The organism is Faecalicatena sp. (assembly GCF_058819085.1).
Window position 1 is genome coordinate 1 of record NZ_JBZUUL010000049.1, and the last position, 21,548, is coordinate 21,548.

Sequence of the window (21,548 nt, forward strand, 5' to 3'; positions counted from 1 at the left end):
GGATGGAAGTGCCGCAACTGTGGATATATACATGCATACAGGACATACCTCCGGTGCCTCCGGACCTTCATGAATATATCCACAGTTGCGGCACTTCCATCCAAGAGGAGCTTCCCCTGCAAAGGTCCTGTCAGCCTTATAATTCTCGAGCAGACGCAGATACCTCTTTTCATGCTGAGCTTCCACTTTCGCTACCAGTTCGAATTTCGCTGCAATAGCATCATATCCTTCTTCTCTGGCTTCTTCTGCCATGCGTTTGTACATCTGTGTCCATTCTTCGTTTTCCCCTGCAGCAGCATCGATCAGGTTCTGCTCTACACCATTGATCCCATGGAATGCCCTGAACCACATCTTAGCATGCTCTCTTTCCTGCTCTGCTGTCTCAAGGAAAATAGCCGCCATCTGCTCAAGACCGTTCTCTTTCGCCACATCTGCCCAGTATGTATACTTGTTCCTCGCCATAGATTCTCCGGCAAATGCATCCATAAGGTTTTTCTCTGTCTTAGATCCCGGTGCAGGTGCATCCTTCGGTCTCACAGCTTCTGCCGCCGGTGTCTTCAAAGCTGCCGGTGCTTCCATTTCTACAAACTTGTCAGCAGGTACTTTACAGATTGGGCACTGCTGCGGCGCATTCTCGCCTTCATGAATATAACCACATACTGTACATTTCCATTTCTTCATATTTCCTGTCTCCTCTTCCTTTGTATATTGACTCTGTGTCTCTTCTATATTAATAACACTTATTTTACCTTCCGGGCCAAGATCTTTTGAACGGTCCCTATATGAGGTGTGAAGCATTTTTTCTGCAAGGCCGCTCAACGGAGCCTCATAGAACTCCTGGTAAAGCTTTTTAATCTCCGGGTTCTCATGACTATAGCGCAGCTGCATCTCAGAATCTTTTGTATACAAGGATGCAATCCTTGCTTTCCGAATTTCATCAGTCATCGGGACCTCTGTCTTGGGCTGTCCTCCGCCTCCGATACATCCTCCTCTGCAGGCCATAACTTCTATAAAATCATATGGAGCTTCCCCATCTTTCCATTTATCAAGGAATACTCTTGCATTCTCTGCCCCATGAATGACCGCCAGTCTCAGCTTCACATCTGCAATCTGTACTTGTGCCTCTTTCAGCCCGTCCATTCCGCGAACCGGTGTCAGATTCAGATAATCTTCCGGCGGGTTCTCTCCGGTCACGAGGAAATGCGCTGTCCGGGCTGCCGCTTCCATCACTCCGCCCGTGTTTCCAAAAATCACGCCGGCTCCTGACGCTTTTCCCATCAGCTCATCGTATTCACTCTTTCCTATGTTCCCCAGTTCGAGACCTTCCTCGCGCATCCAGCGGGCCAGCTCCCTGGTCGTGATCACATGATCCATATCCCGGAGCTTTTCCTCTCCCCAGTAGGAAGCGGAATCCTTCATTTCATCTCTTCTGATCTCAAATTTCTTTGCCGTACAAGGTGTGACTGCTACATTCACGATCTTTTCCGGTGCGATTCCTTTGTTCTTCGCAAAATAAGTTTTGATCGTTGGTCCCTGCATGCCGATCGGACTTTTTGCACTGGAAATATGCGGCATCACCTCCGGATAAAAGGTTTCCACAAATTTTACCCAGCCGGGACAGCAGCTCGTAAACTGCGGCAGAGGTTTTTCCCCTTTGGTGATCCTCTCTACCAGCTCTGAGGCCTCCTCCATGATCGTCAGATCCGCCGCAAAATTTGTATCCAGAACATAGTCTGCACCCAGCTTTCTCAAAGCAGCGACCATCTCACCTTCCACAAAGCTTCCTGCCGGCATCCCGAACTCTTCGCCCAGTCCCACTCTGACAGAAGGAGACGTACTGAAAATAACAATCTTTTCCGGATCCTTCACAGCTTCTCTCACCTTTTGGTATTCATAAACCTCCGTGATCGATCCCGCGGGACAGACGTTCGCACACTGCCCACAATGGATACAGATTGCTTTATCTTGCGTGCTTTTCAGAGAATAAAGCCTGCCGACCCCGATTTCTTCCTCGCAGACCCTTCTGCACTGTCCGCATTTAATACATAGATCCTCCTGTCTTCTTATAGAAGGATTATCAGGCTCAATCGGAATTCTGATTTCGGTAAACTGATGCATATAAACTCCTCTCTTTCGTAATATTAATAGTAACGATTCCTATTATTATAGTGTCATAATTCCCACATTTTGTCAACATATTTCTGCACGTTTTCTGATATTTCTACATTTTTTTCACCATAAGGATGCATTGGAAGAAAATAGTTATAAAATCCCTGTAAAAATTTATTAATAAAATATAAAGTTTTATTTGTCCTTTTTTATAAACTATGGTACAATCACCTCATGGAGAAAATTTTCACAAAGGAGGAGGTTTTTCTAAAGGTAAACGAGAATATATATTAATATTCTCACCCCGGCACGGGACAGTGCACACATCAAAAAACTAATTGGAGGGTTTTTATTATGGAAACAGCAAAAAAGAAGAGACCATTTGGCTTTTATGTATGTGCCTTAGGTTTCACATTTGAGCGTTGCGCATTCTATGTTGTGAAGTACATGCTTGCAATCTGGATCGCAACAAACGCAGCAGGCGGCGGATTAGGTTTAACAGATACCTACGCAGCAGAGATCTCAGCTTTCTTCGTAGCAGCTACATACATCACACCTATGTTTGGTGGATACATCGCTGACTACTGGTTAAGCCCAAGAATCTGTGTTATCGCAGGTATGATCTTAATGGGTCTTGGTTACTTATGTACATGGCAGGCTCATTCCATGACACTTGTTTGGGTTATGATCATCCTTGTTTCTGTAGGAACAGGTTTATTCAAAGGTAACCTTTCAGGTGTTAACGGTCTGTTATTCGAAGACAAAGATGAATTGAACAGTGCATTCTCCATTCAGTATTCATTTGTTAATATTGGTTCATTCATCGGAACAACTTTCGTTGTACTTCTTATCGGACCTAAAGGATTCAACTTCGTATTCCTGCTTTGTGCAATCTTCCTGTTTGTAGATGCAATCTGGTTCATGGTTAACCAGAAAGCTCTGGGAGAAGCTGGTAAGAAACCATTCAAGCATGACCAGAGACAGTTTATTGACAAAGACAAGAAAAAAGCAGAAGAAAGCCAGCCTCTTTCAAGTGGAGACAAGAAGCGTATCTTCGCTATCGTATTAGTAACACTGTTCTCAGCTGTATTCTGGTTCGTATGGTACCTGGCTTACATGCCTGTATACTACTACTTCGGACACGGCGATGGAGATGCGTTCCTGAACCACGCTAACTGGGTAATCGGAAGCTTCACAGTTCCGACATCTTGGTTCGACTCTATCAATGCTCTGACATGTATCATCTTAGGACCTGTACTCGCTGTAGTTTGGGCTAAGATGGCTAAGCGTCCGAAGGGCGATATGAGTATGTTTAAGAAAACTGCTCTTGGTATGATGTTAGTTGGTCTTGCATTCGTTGCAATGGTTGCTGCTGACCTGATCAGAGGCGACGGACAGGCATCCTTGATCTGGATCGTTCTTGTTGCTCTGTTAATGTCAGTTGGTGAAATGATCTTCTCACCACTTGGTAACTCATTCATCACAATGATCGCACCTGCAAAGGTACTCGGACTTCTGTTAGGTTTCTGGCCAATCGCTGTATTTATTGCAAACCTGACATATCCATACTTATATGCATGGTTAAAGACAACTACTTTCTGGATGGGCTACGGCGGACTTGGTGTTATTGTAATCGTATTAGGTGTTATCCTTTGGGTTGCAAGTAAGAACCTTGATCACCTTGCTAACGAAAAATAATCAGAAGGTCTACATAAAAAGAGTATTGGGAATCGTCTCAATACTCTTTTTTATACTTATAAATCTATACTTATAAATCGTAAGCTGCAACTTTAAAATGCGGCTTCCCGGAATCAATTCCAGAAAACCGCATCCTTATTATTTATTTCTCATTCCCTATTCCACTACTTATTACTCTATTTCTTATTTCTAAACTGTACCGGAGTCATATTATACATCTTCTTGAATATCCTGTTAAAATGCTCTACATTCTGATATCCGACCGACTCTGCAATGCTCTCCACCGTTGTATTACTGCTCTTTAGCATCGCTCTTGCTTTCTTCATCCTTACCGTTTTTAAGATATCGCCGAAGGTCATTCCCGACTTTTCCTTGATGTATTTGGAAAGATACGGTTTGGAGAGGAAGAACTTCTCAGAAAGGTCATCCAGTGTCACATCTTTATAGTTTGCATAAATATAATTCGTGATCTCTAACAATCTCTCGTCCTTACATGTATCTGAATTCTTGATCTCCTCGATCTTATTTACCGCTACGACGAGTGCTTCTACAGAGGCCTTGATAATATCTGCGTCGATCCCGACACCCCAGTATTTTTTCTTATTGCAGATCACACCCACATATGCGACTGCCTTGGAAGATGATCCTTTTGTCAGTGAATGTTCCTCGTAAAAGGCAAGCTCATAGCTGATATCAAAGTAATGTTTGATCGCATTGCTGACCGCGTCCAAACGTCCGTTTCCGACTCCTGTGATCGTACGGCTGCTTCCCGCATGGTGGATCGTCGCCTCTGCCACGATCCCGTCTTCCTGCTTATAATGGCATTCATCAACAGTAAAGATTGTTTTTGCATTGATGTAATGGTCTTCGAAAATATGGTATACCCAGTCCGGATCCAATTCCTTATGTGCTTTATCTGAAACATCTTTTACAAGGTATCCCACCTCTTCTTTCATCTTCTCCGGAAGACTGATGCCAAAGCTTTGTTTCAGTATGTAATTAACACCGCCTTTTCCTGACTGGCTGTTGATACGGATCACATCGGAATCGTACCTTCTTCCCACATCCTTCGGATCGATCGGCAGATAAGGAACCGTCCAGATGTCACATTCCTTCTCTTCTCTCCATGCCATCCCCTTGGCGATAGCATCCTGATGGGATCCTGAAAATGCTGTAAACACAAGCTCCCCGGCATATGGCTGGCGAGGAGATACCTTCATCCTTGTCAGTCTTTCGTATGTCTCACAGATATCGCTCATATTGGAAAAGTCCAGATGAGGATCTACGCCCTGCGAAAACATATTCATAGCCAGCGTAATGATATCCACATTTCCCGTACGCTCACCATTTCCGAATAAGGTTCCTTCGATCCTGTCTGCTCCTGCAAGGATCCCCAGCTCCGCATCGCTGACTCCTGACCCGCGGTCGTTATGCGGATGAAGGGAAAGAATGACGTTTTCACGGCTGTAGAGATGCCTGTTAAAATATTCTACCTGGCTTGCAAATACATGCGGCATGGCATTCTCAACAGTGGTCGGAAGGTTAATGATTGCTTTGTTCTTCTTCGTAGGCTTCCATACCTCAAGCACCGCATTGCATACCTCTAATGCATAATCAACCTCTGTCCCCTGAAAGCTTTCCGGACTGTACTGGAAGGTGAAGTTTCCTTCTGTCTCCTTTGCAAGCTTCTTTAATAATTTTGCTCCGTCTATTGCAATTTTCTTAATCTCTTCTTTGTTTTTCTTGAAAACCTGTTCCCGCTGTGCCACCGAAGTGGAATTGTATACATGTATAACTGCATGCGGCGCACCCTTCACAGCCTCAAAGGTCCTTCTTATGATATGCTCCCTTGCCTGCGTTAACACTTGGATCGTTACATCATCAGGAATCATATTCTGTTCGATAAGTGTACGCAGGAATTGATATTCTGTCTCGGACGCTGCCGGAAAACCAACCTCGATCTCTTTGAATCCAACATCAAGCAGAAGCTGGAAAAACTCGATCTTTTCATCCAGGCTCATCGGTTCGATCAGTGCCTGGTTGCCGTCTCTCAAATCTACGCTGCACCATGCAGGCGGCGTCTCGATATGATCCTTTTTCGCCCAGTCATAGCATTCTTCAGGCGGCATAAAATACGTTCTTTCATACTTCTGGTAATTTTTCATAATAACGTCTCCTTATATTTTATCAAATTGATTGTCTTTTTTTATCTTTTACTATAGTAACACAAGAATCAATCATTATCTAGTGACGTTATTAATCATTTACCTTGATGTATTTTAATCTTTCTTTGGGATTTGCAAAAAATACCGTCCAAAAATTGTTCCTATATACCATTTTGTATCTTTCGCTTTTACCGTTCTCGTTGTCACAATATCATAGCACCTTAACAAGCTGCCGTCTAAAAGGTACTGGACCTCGCCACACTTCTGCCCCTTTGTGACAGGGGCCTCTAGTACTTTTTCCGCTTTCCAGACCACCTTGACCTGTTCCTCTTCCTTTAAAAGCATCCGCCAGTCTTTATCATCACCAGCTACTTTAAGCCTGATCTCTGTTGTGGTATCAAAGGGATGCTTATCATCAATCCCCTGGACCACTTTTATGCTTCCAACATCTGCTTCCTGCCAGATATCGCGGTACTGATAATTCTCCAGCCCATACTTCATCAATGTTTTGGTATCTGCCCATTTGTACGTCTTGTTATTAGGCCATCCGCAGGCAAGAAGAGCAACAATAAAGGTGCGGTCGTCTCTTTTAAGCGCTCCTACATAACAATATCCTGCATCTGCCGTGAATCCTGTCTTTCCAGACAGAGCACCATCCATCATTTGCAGAAATGCATTATGATTGGTGCAGGAATAGCTTCTTTTCCCTGAGCAGTCCGTAAACTGATAATTAGGAGTCCGTGTGATCTCCAGGAACATCTCTTTTTGAGGCGAATCCATAATACAGTATTTCATGATCCTTGCCAGGTCTTCTGCTGTCGTGTGATGAGCCCCCTTGTCATCTGCTGCATCGAGTCCATTGGGGGTAATGAAATATGTATACATGCATCCAATTTCTTTTGCCTTTTCATTCATCATATCGGCAAACCCCTCCACGCTTTTTCCCACGCTTTCTGCAATGATGACCGCAGCGTCATTGTGGGACTCCAGCATCAGGGAATACAAAAGATCCCTGAGATGAAATGTCTCCCCCGCAGTCACCCCCAAATGTACTTTTGGCTGTGATGCCGCATAAGAACTGGCTGTCACCACGTCATCCAGTCCGCCATATTCCAGGGCCAGAATACAGGTCATGATCTTTGTCGTGCTCGCATTGGCCCGTTCTGTCTGTCCATTTTTGGAAAATAAAATACGCCCGCTGTCTGCATCCATCAAAACTGCCGACTGGGCGTATAGATTACCAGGCTCTCCTTCTTCCTTTGCCTCCACATTCATCACAAGCTGCAGCCAGCCGGGAATTCCTGTAGATATCATACAGAAAACCAGGAGAATTACCATCATTTTCTTCCTTATTCTATGGGGAACAACTGTCCCCTGCCATTTTTCTGTCTGTCCCTTCCTCACACCAACGCACTCCACATCATACTATGTTATTAAGTATTTATGTGCGGATCACTTCTCTTAGAACCTGACAGATCATCTTTTCACTATTTTACCGGATCAAAGCGGATATTCAAACTCTCCTCCACCGCCTTCTGGATCAGGTTAAATCTCCAGCTTTAGCTGGGCCTCATCCTCTGCCTCTTCTTTAAAACGCTCAACCTGTTCTGGGTTGATGGTAGGCAGCTCATCTAAAGACTGTACACTGAACCTGCGCAGGAATTCCTCCGTAGTCCCGAATAAAAGAGGCCTTCCGGGTGCATCCATTCTTCCCACCTCTTCTGCAAGCCCGAATTCAACAAGCTTATTGACCGCATGGTCTGATTTTACTCCTCTGATCTTCTCGATCTCCAGCTTTGTGACCGGCTGTTTATAGGCAATGATCGATAAGGTCTCCAGAAGGACATCCGTAAGAACATATTTCTTCGGCTGTTTTGCAACTCTGATCAGATATTCATAAGTCTCCTTCTTGGTACACATCTGAAAAGAATCTTCTAATTCAATGATACGGATCCCTCTGTTTTCTGCCTCATAACGGTCCATCATATTATGAATGATCTTCTTTGTCGTCTTTTCATCATGCTCTATAGCCGCTGCAATCTTACTCAATTCCACAGAATCACCCATGGTAAAGAGTATCGCCTCAATGACGCCCTGCAGTTTTTCTATTTCCATCTCTTCTTCCATTCCTTTCAAATCAGCGAGTCAATCATGATATCCCCGCATATTTCCTCCTGTTCTACCCGAATGGTCCCCATTTTCATCAATTCCAGAATCGCAAGGAATGTCACCACCACATGCATCCTGCTCTTCTGTTCCTCCAGGAGATGCCGGAAACTGAACCTCTTATGTGTCCTGGCATATTCCTCTACATATGTAAGCTTCAAAGGCAGGGGAACTTCCTCCTTTTCAATCTTTCCGAACTTACTTCTGACCGGATCGATCTTATCGTCCTGCCGCCTCATGACATCTTTAAACACTTTATTAAGCTTCGTCAGTGTCAGTCCGTCCAAAAGCTCATCAATATCAACAGGCGTTACATATTCCTGGACCTCATCCGGGATCGTAGGAAACTTATAAAGCACCTGATCCGCGTCAACCTGGCGGTCTCTTAATTCGTACGCCATATACTTGTACATTTTATATTGAAGGAGCTGTTCCACCAGCTCCTTACGCGGATCCTCCTCTTCCCCGTCCTCATTGACCTCTTTGGGAAGCAGCATCCTGCACTTGATGTCCAGAAGGGTCGCTGCCATGACGAGAAACTCGCTCATAATATTCAGATCCTCCTGCTGCATATCCCGGATATAATCCATATATTGATTTGTGATCTCTACGATCGGTATGTCATAGATGTCAATTTTGTTCTTATCTATTAAATGAAGAAGAAGGTCCAGAGGCCCTTCAAACACTTCCAATTTTACTGGTATTCCCATTCTTTCACTCTCCGCTGTGAATATTCGCGCCGTTTCCTATTATACGTGAATTCAAACAATTGCACAAGCAGTTTTTACGGTATATCAAATGGCATCAGATCGATCACAACCACTTCCGCGTAATTCAAGAAACGCAGATTGACTGTATGTGTCCCCAGCCCCCTGCTGACTGCCACCGCCTGATCTCCTTCCACGGTCATCTCCCCTGAATATTTGGGAAAAAAGGCGAACTGGGGCGTGATCACACCCCCTAAGACAGGCAGGCGTATAATTCCGCCATGCAGATGCCCGGATACAGTCAGATCCGCTCCCCACTCCTTATAAGCCGGAAAATAAACCGGATTATGGGCCAACAGGATCTGATATTTTTCCCGGTCTGCGCTCCCAAGACACCGGCTGATATCTTCAGATGTTACCGTATGCTTCTTAAACTTCTCGTAAACAGCCATAGGAAGGGTAAGCCCGGTAATGCGCACAGCAAGCCTGTCCAGCATACAGTCGGCCCCCTCATTTTCCAGGAAGCGTATCCCCGCCTTTGTTAAGGTATCCTTGTATTTTTTAAAAATACCGGCCCCATATTTCTCCGGATATTCTTTTAAACGCTGTTCATGATTTCCCAGGCTGTAGTAGACAGGTGCGATCCGGGGAAGCTGTATCAGAAACTGTACTGCCTCTTCATAATGCATCTTTTCCTTACCCACAAGCATATCTCCTGCCACCAGGATCATGTCTGGTTTTTCCCTGCGCACAGCCTCCACAAGCTCCTCATTTTCTTTTCCATAGACCTTATTATGTAGATCTGCGAGCAGGATCACTCTTTTTGGAGAATCCAAGGCTTGAAATTTAGGAACCCGCAGCCGGTATCTCCTCATCCTGAAAAACTTAAGCTCTCTTCTTCCCTCCGCAATAACAATCCCCAGAATCAGCAGGCCGACAGCCATTAAAATAAGAAGCGCTTTAATCATGACATTTTCCTGCCATCTGTTCTTCTCTCTGCGCCCTCACGATCACCACACCGGAACTTGTCCCCAGCCGGTCTGCCCCTGCTGCCACCATGGCTTTTGCCTTATCCAGGGTCCTAATCCCGCCGGAGGCCTTCACTCCCATGACAAGCCCCACTGTTTTTCGCATCAGGGCAACATCCTTGACAGAAGCTCCTCCTGTGGAAAATCCTGTTGATGTCTTTACAAAAGCTGCACCTGCCTCTTTGCAGATCTGACACGCAGTCACGATCTCTTCTTCTGTCAAAAGGCATGTCTCCAGTATCACCTTGACAACCGCCCTGCCGCCTGCTGCTTCTACAACAGAGGCAACATCCTGTTTGACATAGTCCCAGTCCCGGCTTTTGATCATACCGACATGGACCACCATATCGATCTCCTCTGCCCCATCCTCGATGGCGGCCACCGTTTCCGATACCTTGCCATCCGTAGACATAGCCCCCAATGGAAATCCCACTACTGTACAGACCTTCACATCGGTATCCTTTAACTGCTGTGCACAATAATACACAAAGCTGGAGTTCACACATACGGAACAGAAGCCGTATTCTGCCGCTTCCTCACAGAGCTTCTTCACTTCCTCCTTTGTTGCATCTGGTTTTAATATTGTATGATCGATCATTTTTGCAAAATCCATATTCAGCCTCCTTATTGTATACAAGTATTCTTGCATGCAAATATGTATTGTATCTGCATATAGAATCTTTTTAAATCATTTTGCAGTAGATTTATGCTTCTTTTCAATTATAAGACATTCGTCATTATTGTACAATCCTTTGTTTTATGGGAAAGCCGCTGCTCCCCTCTTCCATAACATGAGGTATACAGCGGCTGTTCTCTTCTAAAGCGGAAAGCTTATGTCCTGAATCTGCTCAGGACCTTTTTCAGATAATCTGCAAAGCCTGCTTTCTTTATACTTTTCGTAGCAATAATGTCAAGCTTTCCGATCTCCTTTCCGTTCATCTCATAGACCAGGCTTCCGACAACTGTCCCCTTCTTCACAGGCGCCTCAAGGCTTTTTTTCATCTTTAATTTCTTTGTAATGCCTGTCAGATTGGCCCCTGTAGTATCCAGATATCGGAATGTTCCCGCATACTCACAGGACACTTTGTCCTGTACACCGCCCTTCACCTCAATATCCTTTAGTTTTTCCGGCTTATCATCCCGATAGAGCTGACATTTTCCAAACCCATAGTTTAACAGCGATGTGGCATCACGGAATCTGGCCTTTGAATCCTCCGCCGCCATAATGACTGCGATCAGTTCGATATCATTTTTCTTCGCTGTAGCAGATACGCAGAATTTGGCAAGCCCGGTAGACCCCGTCTTTAATCCGGTCGCATACTCATACTGACGAACCAGCTTGTTTGTATTTGTCAGACCGAATTCTGTGGTGCCTTTTTTAGTCGTATGGGTGATATTTTCCATCCAGATCATGCAATAATCGTGGATCTGCGGATATTTCGTGATCATTTCCCTGGACATCAGTGCGATATCTCTGGCCGTTGTCACATGTCCGTCGGTATCTAATCCATTGCAGTTGACGAAGTGTGTATTTTTCATTCCCAGGCCCTCTGCCCGCTTGTTCATCTGGTTTACAAATTCCTCTTCGGTTCCGGATATGTATTCCGCCATAGCCACACAGGCGTCGTTGGCACTGGCAACAGAAATGCATTTCAGCATGGTATCAACGCTCTGTGTCTCCCCGGGCTCCAGAAACACCTGCGAGCCGCCCATGGAAGCTGCAAATTCAGAGGTCGCCACCTGGTCATCCAGCTTGATCTTCCCCTCCGACAGCGCATCAAAGATCAAAAGCATGGTCATGATCTTCGTTACACTTGCCGGAGGCCGTGCTGTATCGGCATCCTTCTCATAGATCACATCCCCAGTCGAGGCCTCCATCAAAATAGCAGAAGGAGCGCTGACCTCTGGTCCGGCGGTATCCTGTTTCTTCGTATCTTCTGTATCTGCCGTTCCTGTTGTCTCTTTTGTCCCTTCTGTTTCTGCAGTCCCGTTTGTATCCGGGCCTTCCTCCTGTGTATCCTCATAGACAATATACTCTTTTGCCGGCATCGCATATACATTCTGCACACATAGTAATGCGCTCAATAGTAACGCCAGGACTGATCTCATAAAAAAACTCCCTCTGCTATATCGTCTATTACCAATATAGTAAAAGGAGTTCCTGATTAGAACTAAAACTCATAAAATCGCCACTGCAAGCTGCCCAGTCATATCATACAGCTCTTCAAATCCTCTCAGATCTCTCTCTATCACTCCTACCAGGGAATCATTCACCATAAGAATTCCTTTTTCCAGGTCATATCCAGATAATACGATACAATGCTCATTTTCATACCAGCGATACTCTATCCCGCCCTCCGAAAATCCCTCTTCATAGAGCCAGGTGTCTGTCATATACTGAGTTCCCCAGACTGCAACCGGAATACCGTCCGCGATATAATGAAACAGCTCCTCTAAGCTTCTGCCTGTCAGGTTCACTGCCCGCTTTGCAGAATGGTGTTCTTCCAGAAAAAGATCAGCAGCCTCCACCAGAGAAGGCGGAAAGCATCCCGCCCCCTCATAAGTATAGGGATCTCCGATATACCCCTCCGAAAAATCTCCGTTGGCGCTATAGGGAAGATATTCGTCGGCGACTGTTGTTTTCTCAAGCTCATATCCTTCATACATAAGAAGCATGGTCAAAGCCACCGATTCACATCCCGTCGGAAGCTCCGGCTCCTGTAAAACAAGGGGTACCTCCAGGATGCAGCTGGGCGGAAGCTCTTTTAATTCGATATCTGTGATCGCATCCTCTATACTTTTTTCAAAAATATATGGGCTGCTTCCGTTCTCCTCAACATTGTTCAGAGAAATTACTGACGTGCTTTTCCCCCTCTCCTCCTCAAAGACCTTCCCGGAAGCGGATTTGAAGCCGTACCATGTTATAACAGCAGTAAACAGCACTGCCAAAAAGCAGCTCATCACTCTCTTTATATACATCATCTTTTGTATTTCATCTCTTTCCCGTCCCCGATCACACGGTTACCGCATATTTGACCACGCCGTCCTTCTTATGCTCAAAAATATCATAAGCCTCCATAATATGGTCCAGAGATGTTCTGTGTGTGATCATGCAGCTTGTATCCAGCTTCCCGTTCTCAATAAGACGAAGGATATCCTCACAGTTGGCTGCATCTACCCCGCCCGTCTTAAACGTCAGGTTTTTCCCATACATTGCCGGCAGCGGCAGGATCTGATCCTCCTCATACATAGCGACCACACCGACCACGGCATTGGGCCTCGCGATCCTCCATGCCATCTCGAAGCTTTCCCTGGTCCCTGCCACCTCCATTACGGAATCCGCACCATGCTGATCGGTCATATCCCGGATCACCTCTTCTACATTATCTTTTAACGGGTTTAAGGTTACATCTGCAATATGATTATTCTTTAAAAGCTCCAGCCTCGAATCATCAATATCGATCCCTATGATCTTGGACGGATTATACAGGCTGACGCACATCATCACCGCGATCCCCGCCGGCCCGGCGCCGATCACTGCAACCGTATCAGACAGCTTGATGTCTCCCATTTTAGCTGCCCAGTATCCTGTTGAAAGCAGATCTCCGGTAAAAAGTGCGGCCTCATCACTCACGGTATCCGGTATCTTTGTCAGACAGTTATCCGCAAAAGGAATCCTGACATATTCGGCCTGCCCTCCGTCAATTCTGCAGCCCAAAGCCCAGCCGCCATATTTGTCTGTGCAATTATTGACATATCCCCTTCTGCAGAAATAACATTTTCCGCAAAACGTCTCCACATTCACGGCGACTCTGTTCCCCGGACGGATCTTCCTGACAGAGTGTCCGACACGGATGACTTCCCCGACAAATTCATGTCCCAGAACCGTATCTGTCCGTGCCCGGGGAACCGCCCCATGCTTGATATGGATATCACTGGAACAGATCGTAGTCAATGTCACCTTTACGATAGCATCCGTATCCTTTTGAATCTCCGGGACCGGACGCTCTTCCAGCGAGATCCTCCCATTTCCTTTATAAACAACTGCCTTCATACCCCTTTCCTCCTTCTGCCTTTAAAACCACTTTATAAGTACAGCAGTATCCTGCCTGCAGCTTATGAAAGGATCCGCAAAAAAGTATCGATCCCGAACCGTTGTTCTTCTTCGAGACGTTGTTCTACTGTATTTTTATTCAGATCCGAGTGCTCAATCTCCCTGGCATAACGGCGGGCTGCCGTTAGAAGATCTTGAAAAAGAGCTTCCTTCTCCTCTTTCTTCCTGCCATTTTGGACCCATAAGGCCCTTGTCATCTCCCGGATCAAAAGGGTTCCCATCAGAGCAAACTTCATCTTTCCATAGGCCTTCCCATCGTAGACCGCCCCGCAGAAATATGTATACACAAAATAGACCATCAGCTGCTCCCATTTCACATCAAAGCCCTCCGGCATCTCCCACTGCTTAGCCAAGGGGTCTGTAAACAAGGTCCTCCTGATCTCAGACAAATATTCCCCCCAGTCCTTTCTCAAAACTTCCAGGCCGTCCAAAAGCGAAAAGGCTTCTTTCAGCGCTTCTACTCTTTTCTCTTCCTTCTCCCCGTCTTTAACACAATCACGAAGCCGTTCTTCAAACCATGCCGCTGCCCCTTCTTTTTGATACCTTTCCAAAAGACTGTCTGCTTCAAATAATGCATTCTTATCGATCCGCTGCTGCAGGTCGTGCGCAAGCGCCAGTACCATAGCCATGCGTACCTCTATCCTGATCTTACGGTCCTTAAGGATCTGAAAGATCAGATCTCTGGAATCCTCCAGCTTTGTAAACAAAAGGTAGTCAAAATCTACATATTCCTCTTCCTTACCGTCTTCTGCCTCCTTCGTAAGAAACCTGACCGGCTCCTCACATCCCAGGATCAGCTCTGCCGCAGCCGGGCAGGACAGGGACAGGGAAATCTCTTTGAGCCCCTCATATTCCTCGATGTGCCGCGGATACATCCTGCAGGTCCGGCAGAACATCCTGCTGCCCCCCTCTAAATAGAGGTCACACAGGTTTTCTTCGTTCAAAAAGGCGCAGCGTCCGTCATACTGCCTGAACACCTCCTCCTTCCAATCTATTTCATTATGAAGCCGGCTGCCGATCATTCCTTTCTGCTTCTTATATGCCTTTAACGACTTCTGATCAATGGCGATCTGCCATCCCGCACAGCAGGTATCCGGACATTCCCCTGCGATACATGCGAACCGGCTGTAGTAGTGTGGTGCTGTATACTGCATCTTCTCTTTCCTCTCTGTCTGCAAATAATACGAAAATATCAACATGTCCATAAGACATCCGCAGCTCTTACCCTGACAGGCTTTTTCGGCTGCGCTCTGAATTAAAGTATATCATTTTTCATACTCAAAAAACAGGTATAATACGAAAAAATCCGTGCATACTAACTAAGGCACAGCCGGAAGAAATACCGGATCTCCCCGAAAGCATCCGGCATTTTTATCAACTTTAACATAAAGAAAAAAGGAGCGGTTAAGATGATCGATAATGAAGAACTTCCTATTGGCTTTACAATGGCACTCGCCCAGCATTCCGATGCACTGAACCATTTTTCCCATCTTTCGAAAGCAGAGCAGGAAAAGGTGATCAACGGGGCAAAGGAGAAGCACAGCAGAGAAGAAATGAGAGACTACGTGGAAAATATGTTCCAGGGATAGGAAAATACCCAAAATGTCGGATGGATCTCTCTCCGACATTTCTTTTTTATGTCCGCATATAATTTCTTGATTTTTCCTCTTCCATATCGTAATATAAAACGTGGGAAGAATAAATAATGGAAATGAATAAGGAGGAAACGATGGGAACCCGTACATATTATGATATTCTCGGCGTATCCAGAGAAGCGACCCTTGAAGAGATCACAAATGCAAAAAATGCTTTGGCAAAAGTATACCATCCTGATGCCAACGTTCATAATAACATAGACACCACTGCCTACATGCAGGAAATACTGGAAGCATACCGGATACTTTCCAACCCGGACAAGCGTAAAAAATATAATTCAAAGCTGTCCGGCGGTTCAAACCGTGTATTTCGCACCTATACGGTGGGCCCGGAACCTGGAAGTGAAAAATCCACATCCTTTGTCACCTATTGGAATGCCGCCTGCAAGCTAAACGAGATCGTAAGCAAAAGCAGCAGTCTCATGGAATCTACTTCTAAGCGGGAAGGACTGCCCCTTAAGATCTTTAAGAGGCTTGGAAAACCAAACCACAATGACGAGAACATAACAGAGCAGCTAAATGCCCTCTCCCTCAAGGCGATCCAATATATCACGACCTTAAAGATGGCTGAGATCCCTATGACCTATTGGACACCGGATGCAATGAATTGGATCTTAGTCCGCTGGGGGCAGAAACAAAACATGGATTACCGTACACTTTTTGCAAAATATGACGCTCATATCGAGCGGACCAAAAGCAGTGCCGAAAAAATGCGTCTAAAAGCACAGAGCAGACAATTTCACAATAACCTGAAAAAACTGCTCAACTACGCGATCCAATCATAAAAAGAGCCTGAAACATATGTTATCTGCATATGTTCCAGGCTCTTTTCTTCGCATTTCATACCTTTTCGATGCAATTCTATCCCTCAACTTCCACGATCCGGCCGGGCAGACGCAGATAATACAGCCTGAGCTTTCCAACCAATGCCGTCAGATAACGCAGGACAGGCTCTGTCGCAATAGAGAAAACAACAAAAAGCATGATGCATTTTGTGGACATTGAGGTGATCGCGAACAACTGGTGCAGGAAAATACTGCAGAATAAAAGCCCGGCGATACACCCGCCTACCACAGCCGTCCTCAATATGTTCATCGGCGCACTGATCTTATACAGGATCATAAATCCTACGATCGCCAAAAGCATGGTCGCAGCGGTAGAGATATCCGTCGGATTCACGCCGAAGGTCTGTCCGAATACGACCAGGGCACCGACCGCAAGAACATCTGTCAGAGCGGCCGGCAGCGCCTTTAAGAATACATTGGTCAGGAAATGTCCCTTGATGATATTCTTATTCGGCTCCAGTGCCAGGAAGAACGCCGGCACACCGATCGTAAACATACTGATCAGGGATACCTGTGACGGCTCCAGCGGATAGGTTACCATAAACACAACTGAGAACAAGGACAAGAGGAAGGAGAAAATATTCTTCACCAGAAACAGGCTGGCTGAGCGCTGGATATTATTTACCACCCTTCTGCCTTCCAATACAACCTGAGGCATACAGGAAAAATCCGATTCCAAAAGAACAAGCTGGGATGCCTGGGCTGCGGCCTCGCTGCCCGATGCCATGGCGATACTGCAGTCCGCATCTTTCAGGGCCAGGACATCATTGACACCATCCCCGGTCATGGCTACTGTTTTCCCCTCCTCCTTTAAAATCTGGACAAACTGCCGCTTCTGGTTCGGGGTCACGCGGCCGAATACAGTATTTTCAAGGACTGCTTTACGAAGCTCCTCCTGCGTCTTCAATGTGGAGGCATCTACATAATTCTCCGCATTGGCGATCCCTGCCTTTTTCGCCACCTCAGAGACCGTTACCGGATTATCCCCGGAAATGACTTTGACCTCCACTCCCTGTTCTTTAAAATAAGTAAAGGTCTCTTTTGCTTCCTTTCTGATCGGGTTGGCAAGAAGGATATATCCAAGCGGTGTGACCGGCTTTGTCAATGCTTTACCGTCAATCTCATCATCATAGGACCCGAATACAAGGACACGGGCACCTCTTGAGGCATATCCCGTGATCTCCTCCTCATACTCTGCGAACTGATCCAACAAGACAAACTCCGGCGCTCCCAAAACATAAGAGCCCTCCTCAAAGGTCACACTGCTGTATTTCGTCGCGGATGAGAAGCCTGTTCTGCTCACAGGCTTTTTCCCTGAAGCCGTCCGGAAATGCTCCTTTACTGCTGCCATCGTGATATTATCTGAATCCATAGCCGCCGCAAAATCACCGATCAGCATACCAAGCGGCTCCATCTTTTCGCCGTCATATCCGGGGGCTGTTATGACCTCCTCGACCTTCATCGTATTCTCTGTGATCGTTCCTGTCTTATCCACACAGAGTACATTCACCCTGGCCAATGTCTCGATACATTTCATATCGTGGAGCAGGACCTTTTTCTGCGCCAGACGCACGGAACTGACTGCAAGCGCCACGCTGGCTAAAAGATAAAGTCCTTCCGGGATCATGCCAATGACAGCCGCCACCATAGACGTAATGCTGGACCGGATCCCTTCATTCTGAAAGAAAAACGCCTGCACGAACAGAACAATACCAATCGGAATGATAGCGATCCCCACACATTTGACCAGCTTGTCTAAAGAACGGATCATCTCCGACTGCTCGCCCTCCTGCATCTCCTTTGCCTCAATCGTCAGCTTAGAGATATAGGAATCCATCCCGACCTTGTCCAGCCTGGCGTGACACTTCCCTGAAACAATAAAGCTCCCGGACATCAGCTGGTCGCCCTTATGCTTTGTCACCTCATCCGATTCGCCAGTCAGAAGCGATTCATTCACCTGCACCTCTCCTGCACAGACCTCTGCATCCGCACAGACCTGATTCCCGGCCTTAAAGATGACGATATCATCCAATACCAGCTCTTCTGCATCAATGACTGTCTTCTCCCCATCCCGCACCACTGTCGCATGCGGGGCATTGAGCATGGTCAGATTATCTAATACCTTCTTGGCCCGCACCTCCTGTACGATACCGATCAATGTATTCAAAATAATGACCGGCAGGAAGGTCAGGTCTCTGAAAGATCCTGCTACACAAAGCAGCAGAGCCAGAATGGTAAATATCAAGTTAAAGTATGTAAACACGTTGTCATGGATGATCTCCCTCGTCGACTTCGCCGGAGGGTCCACTGCCTGGTTCGTCCATCCGTGAAGTCTGTGCTCCTGCACCTGCTGTCCTGTTAAGCCTGTCTTATAATCCGGCTGATACCGGGTCGTCGGTATCCTCCTGTCCTTTTTCTCTTCGATCACTTGCTGCCTGCTTTTTCTCTGCATGTAATAAATTTCACCCCATTTACCAGTTTTATCATATGGGAATTTCCTGATCCATACACCTCTTTCCAGGAAATTCCTTGTACTTTCTGATTTCTCTATTTTAACACACTCATATCGAAATTCCAGGGCCTTAACAAAATCTTTATAATTTCTTCAGACTCCTTGTTTTCTATTCCTTTTTCTATTATAATGATACAGGTATTTGAGAAAAAAGGATAAAGTTGGATTGATATTATGAGATTAAGAACTGTATTTGCAATTAAATGTGCTAAATGCACAAGTTATCTGATCAAAAAACTGAATAGAGGAAGCGGTGTCACCCTGCCCGGATATGTTGCCCGCAGGATCGACCCGAAGATTCTTTCTGCCATGTCTGAAATGGTCAGAGAGAAGACAATCGTTACCATGGGAACCAACGGCAAGACCACCACGAATGCCATTCTGTACCAGGCTTTGAAAGCAGAAGGAAAAAAGGTGATCATTAACAGGACCGGAGCCAATATGTTAAACGGGATTATTTCTGCGTTCGTCCTTGCAACGGACAAGCACTGCCGCCTGGATGCAGATTATGCGTGTATCGAGGTGGACGAGATCGCATCTGTCAATGTACTTCCGCAGTTAAAGCCTGACTGCGCCCTGCTGACCAATATATCCAGGGATCAGCTTGACCGTTTTGGTGAGGTGGATATCACATTCCAAAAGCTAAAGACCGGTGTGACCAGTGTGCCGGATACCACGCTGATCATTAACTGTGACGATGTTTTATCTTATACACTGGCATCAGAGAGTAAGAATCCTTTCGTTACTTACGGCATCAGCGAACAGATTTTTGATGATATTTCCCGCTCTGAGATCCGGGAAAGTATTTTCTGCCGTTCCTGCGGCAAAAAGCTGGAATATGACTTTTTCCACTATGGACAGCTGGGGATCTATCACTGCCCGAACTGTGGCTTAAAACGCCCGGAGCCTGACTTTACGGCGACAGAGATCGAGCTGCATGATGAGCTGTATACCTTCCGGATGAACGGCATGCAGATCCGATCCACCGCCCGTACACCGTATAATATTTACAACACTCTCTCTGCTTACGCAGCATTGAATGCACTGGGTGCAAAGAGGGAGCATTTCAAGGAGATGATCGAATCCTTTGATTACGGAAACAACCGCGAGGATATTTTCACCATCAACGGTGCAAGGGTCCAGCTGCACCTGGCAAAGAATCCGATCGGCTTCCAGCAGAAGATCTCTTTGGTACTCAAGGACAAGAAACCGAAGGATATCATCATCCAGATCAATGATACTTACCAGGATGGGGAAGATATCTCCTGGCTCTGGGATGTGGATTTCCAATATCTCGCAGACGCGCAGGCTGCAACGATCACGACCAACGGTACACGGCGGCATGATATGGGGCTGCGTCTCAAATATGAGGATATCCCCTGTGATTCTACGACAGATATGCGCTCCACCATCCTCGACCGGACGAAAAACGGCACGGGAAATCTGTATGTGATCGTGAATTATTCCGGGCTGTACCGGACCAACCATCTGCTGAATGAACTTGAAAAAGCATCAAAAGGAGGGAATCAGGCATGAAATTGACAATAGGACATTTATATCCCGACCTTCTGAATCTATATGGTGACCGCGGGAATATCCAGTGCTTTTTAAAGCGTCTGAAATGGCGAGGAATGGAGGCTGAGGTCATCCCATTCCTTTCCGGGGATCTGATCGACTTTTCGAAATTAGATATCGTCCTCTTAGGAGGAGGATCTGACCGGGAACAGGAGCTTGTCTGCGGGCATTTAAAGGATATCCAAGAGGATTTTAAGGATTATGTAGAGAATGATGGAGTTGTACTGGCCGTATGCGGCGGCTATCAGCTCCTTGGAAAGTATTATAAGACCGAGAAAAAAATGATCGAAGGCCTCTCTATCCTGGATATTACCACAGAATGGGAGCCGGAGCGTCTGATCCGCAATATCGTACTGAACAGCCCCCTGTTTGACACTCCTGTGGTAGGTTTTGAAAACCACGGCGGGCGCACCTATATCGGGGACCACACCCCCTTTGGAAAAGTTTTTTACGGACTTGGAAATACCGGAAAATCCGGCTATGAGGGCGTGGTATATAAAAATGTGATCGGGACCTACCTGCATGGCCCTCTTCTACCGAAGAACCCGCATGTGTGTGATTATCTGCTGGAACGGGCATTGAAGAGAAAGTATGGTGAGGATGTACGGCTTGAGCCCCTCCCCGATGAATTAGAGCATCTGGCTAACAGTTATATCGTGGACCGGTACAGTGATAAAAAGTATATCCTGAAAGAAACAATCAAAAGACATACCTAGAATTTCCTGCATTTTAATGCATCTAAAGTGTTACTTCGTCCAATATAGCGGCAGAGAAATCAGCCGTTGGATATGGATATAAAAGGCATCCAAGAGTAAATCAACTCTCATGGATGCCTTTTATATTTTACCGGTTTATAAAAATAGACTTCAATTAGTACTAGAGTCTAATCGAAAAGTTGTGTATAATGTTAGAATATAGTTGTATAAGCTGAGATTATACCATGATTATTCTCACTTATACCCTATATAATATGA

At 45.9% G+C, this 21,548-nt stretch carries 17 protein-coding genes; 5 read left to right on the top strand and 12 right to left on the bottom strand.

Features of this window, described 5'->3' with window-relative positions; genetic code table 11:
- Nucleotides 1-2,118 (bottom strand): [FeFe] hydrogenase, group A (locus AC4OGX_RS20705; protein WP_493332739.1); only part of this gene is annotated, 2,118 nt, incomplete at its 3' end.
- 345 nt (nucleotides 2,119-2,463) lie between these two features.
- On the opposite strand from AC4OGX_RS20705, the gene AC4OGX_RS20710 reads away from it, so the two are divergent.
- Nucleotides 2,464-3,807 carry a peptide MFS transporter gene (locus AC4OGX_RS20710; protein WP_493332741.1) on the top strand — a complete coding sequence of 448 codons (1,344 nt, stop codon included), beginning with the start codon at nucleotides 2,464-2,466 and terminating at the stop codon, nucleotides 3,805-3,807.
- A 176-nt stretch (nucleotides 3,808-3,983) separates the two neighbouring features.
- Here the strand turns inward: AC4OGX_RS20710 and AC4OGX_RS20715 are convergent, their stop codons facing one another.
- The 10 genes from AC4OGX_RS20715 to fliB form a co-directional block, all read right to left on the bottom strand.
- Complete coding sequence (locus AC4OGX_RS20715) at nucleotides 3,984-5,972, bottom strand: 2-isopropylmalate synthase (RefSeq protein WP_493332743.1); 1,989 nt, start codon at nucleotides 5,970-5,972, stop codon at nucleotides 3,984-3,986.
- A 114-nt stretch (nucleotides 5,973-6,086) separates the two neighbouring features.
- On the bottom strand, nucleotides 6,087-7,286 hold the full coding sequence (locus AC4OGX_RS20720) for a D-alanyl-D-alanine carboxypeptidase family protein (protein ID WP_493332745.1): 1,200 nt from the start codon (nucleotides 7,284-7,286) through the stop codon (nucleotides 6,087-6,089).
- Nucleotides 7,287-7,517: 231 nt separating this feature from the next.
- Entirely contained in the window at nucleotides 7,518-8,087 is a 570-nt protein-coding gene (scpB, locus tag AC4OGX_RS20725; protein WP_493332746.1) for an SMC-Scp complex subunit ScpB, read from the bottom strand.
- 17 nt (nucleotides 8,088-8,104) lie between these two features.
- On the bottom strand, nucleotides 8,105-8,848 hold the full coding sequence (locus tag AC4OGX_RS20730) for a segregation and condensation protein A (protein WP_493332748.1): 744 nt from the start codon (nucleotides 8,846-8,848) through the stop codon (nucleotides 8,105-8,107).
- Nucleotides 8,849-8,922: 74 nt separating this feature from the next.
- Nucleotides 8,923-9,813, bottom strand: coding sequence for a metallophosphoesterase (locus AC4OGX_RS20735; RefSeq protein ID WP_493332749.1), 891 nt, complete (start codon nucleotides 9,811-9,813; stop codon nucleotides 8,923-8,925).
- Nucleotides 9,806-10,486, bottom strand: coding sequence for a deoxyribose-phosphate aldolase (deoC, locus tag AC4OGX_RS20740; protein ID WP_493332751.1), 681 nt, complete (start codon nucleotides 10,484-10,486; stop codon nucleotides 9,806-9,808). Before deoC ends, AC4OGX_RS20735 begins: the two co-directional genes overlap by 8 nt.
- A 218-nt stretch (nucleotides 10,487-10,704) precedes the next feature.
- Entirely contained in the window at nucleotides 10,705-11,982 is a 1,278-nt protein-coding gene (locus tag AC4OGX_RS20745; RefSeq protein ID WP_493332752.1) for a D-alanyl-D-alanine carboxypeptidase family protein, read from the bottom strand.
- 69 nt (nucleotides 11,983-12,051) lie between these two features.
- On the bottom strand, nucleotides 12,052-12,855 hold the full coding sequence (locus AC4OGX_RS20750; RefSeq protein WP_493332754.1) for a C39 family peptidase: 804 nt from the start codon (nucleotides 12,853-12,855) through the stop codon (nucleotides 12,052-12,054).
- A gap of 31 nt (nucleotides 12,856-12,886) precedes the next feature.
- A complete protein-coding gene (locus AC4OGX_RS20755) occupies nucleotides 12,887-13,927 on the bottom strand; it encodes an alcohol dehydrogenase (RefSeq protein ID WP_493332755.1) in 1,041 nt (346 codons plus the stop codon).
- Between the two features lie 62 nt (nucleotides 13,928-13,989).
- Entirely contained in the window at nucleotides 13,990-15,192 is a 1,203-nt protein-coding gene (fliB, locus tag AC4OGX_RS20760) for a flagellin lysine-N-methylase (RefSeq protein WP_493332757.1), read from the bottom strand.
- A 204-nt stretch (nucleotides 15,193-15,396) separates the two neighbouring features.
- Between fliB and AC4OGX_RS20765 the strand changes: the two genes are divergently transcribed.
- On the top strand, nucleotides 15,397-15,576 hold the full coding sequence (locus AC4OGX_RS20765; RefSeq protein WP_493332759.1) for a hypothetical protein: 180 nt from the start codon (nucleotides 15,397-15,399) through the stop codon (nucleotides 15,574-15,576).
- Nucleotides 15,577-15,716: 140 nt separating this feature from the next.
- The gene (locus tag AC4OGX_RS20770; RefSeq protein ID WP_493332761.1) at nucleotides 15,717-16,427 is read left to right on the top strand and encodes a J domain-containing protein; all 711 of its coding nucleotides are present in this window, start codon (nucleotides 15,717-15,719) and stop codon (nucleotides 16,425-16,427) included.
- Between the two features lie 76 nt (nucleotides 16,428-16,503).
- Here AC4OGX_RS20770 and AC4OGX_RS20775 read toward each other — a convergent pair whose 3' ends face one another.
- The gene (locus tag AC4OGX_RS20775) at nucleotides 16,504-18,939 is read right to left on the bottom strand and encodes a cation-translocating P-type ATPase (protein WP_493332763.1); all 2,436 of its coding nucleotides are present in this window, start codon (nucleotides 18,937-18,939) and stop codon (nucleotides 16,504-16,506) included.
- A 234-nt stretch (nucleotides 18,940-19,173) separates the two neighbouring features.
- On the opposite strand from AC4OGX_RS20775, the gene AC4OGX_RS20780 reads away from it, so the two are divergent.
- Nucleotides 19,174-20,535: a Mur ligase family protein gene (locus tag AC4OGX_RS20780; RefSeq protein ID WP_493332765.1), complete on the top strand. Its 1,362-nt coding sequence runs from the start codon at nucleotides 19,174-19,176 to the stop codon at nucleotides 20,533-20,535.
- The gene (locus AC4OGX_RS20785; protein ID WP_493332766.1) at nucleotides 20,532-21,290 is read left to right on the top strand and encodes a type 1 glutamine amidotransferase; all 759 of its coding nucleotides are present in this window, start codon (nucleotides 20,532-20,534) and stop codon (nucleotides 21,288-21,290) included. The genes AC4OGX_RS20780 and AC4OGX_RS20785 overlap by 4 nt, the downstream gene beginning before the upstream one ends.
- The last annotated feature ends 258 nt before the right edge of the window (nucleotides 21,291-21,548 follow it).

Excerpts from the sequence above, each read along its gene's own strand:
- AC4OGX_RS20710 (WP_493332741.1), top strand. The coding sequence starts at position 2,464 with ATGGAAACAGCAAAAAAGAAGAGACCATTTGGCTTTTATGTATGTGCC.
- AC4OGX_RS20715 (WP_493332743.1), bottom strand. The coding sequence starts at position 5,972 with ATGAAAAATTACCAGAAGTATGAAAGAACGTATTTTATGCCGCCTGAA.
- AC4OGX_RS20720 (WP_493332745.1), bottom strand. The coding sequence starts at position 7,286 with ATGATATCTACAGGAATTCCCGGCTGGCTGCAGCTTGTGATGAATGTG.
- scpB (WP_493332746.1), bottom strand. The coding sequence starts at position 8,087 with ATGGAAATAGAAAAACTGCAGGGCGTCATTGAGGCGATACTCTTTACC.
- AC4OGX_RS20730 (WP_493332748.1), bottom strand. The coding sequence starts at position 8,848 with ATGGGAATACCAGTAAAATTGGAAGTGTTTGAAGGGCCTCTGGACCTT.
- AC4OGX_RS20735 (WP_493332749.1), bottom strand. The coding sequence starts at position 9,813 with ATGATTAAAGCGCTTCTTATTTTAATGGCTGTCGGCCTGCTGATTCTG.
- deoC (WP_493332751.1), bottom strand. The coding sequence starts at position 10,486 with ATGGATTTTGCAAAAATGATCGATCATACAATATTAAAACCAGATGCA.
- AC4OGX_RS20745 (WP_493332752.1), bottom strand. The coding sequence starts at position 11,982 with ATGAGATCAGTCCTGGCGTTACTATTGAGCGCATTACTATGTGTGCAG.
- AC4OGX_RS20750 (WP_493332754.1), bottom strand. The coding sequence starts at position 12,855 with ATGATGTATATAAAGAGAGTGATGAGCTGCTTTTTGGCAGTGCTGTTT.
- AC4OGX_RS20755 (WP_493332755.1), bottom strand. The coding sequence starts at position 13,927 with ATGAAGGCAGTTGTTTATAAAGGAAATGGGAGGATCTCGCTGGAAGAG.
- fliB (WP_493332757.1), bottom strand. The coding sequence starts at position 15,192 with ATGGACATGTTGATATTTTCGTATTATTTGCAGACAGAGAGGAAAGAG.
- AC4OGX_RS20765 (WP_493332759.1), top strand. The coding sequence starts at position 15,397 with ATGATCGATAATGAAGAACTTCCTATTGGCTTTACAATGGCACTCGCC.
- AC4OGX_RS20770 (WP_493332761.1), top strand. The coding sequence starts at position 15,717 with ATGGGAACCCGTACATATTATGATATTCTCGGCGTATCCAGAGAAGCG.
- AC4OGX_RS20775 (WP_493332763.1), bottom strand. The coding sequence starts at position 18,939 with ATGCAGAGAAAAAGCAGGCAGCAAGTGATCGAAGAGAAAAAGGACAGG.
- AC4OGX_RS20780 (WP_493332765.1), top strand. The coding sequence starts at position 19,174 with ATGAGATTAAGAACTGTATTTGCAATTAAATGTGCTAAATGCACAAGT.
- AC4OGX_RS20785 (WP_493332766.1), top strand. The coding sequence starts at position 20,532 with ATGAAATTGACAATAGGACATTTATATCCCGACCTTCTGAATCTATAT.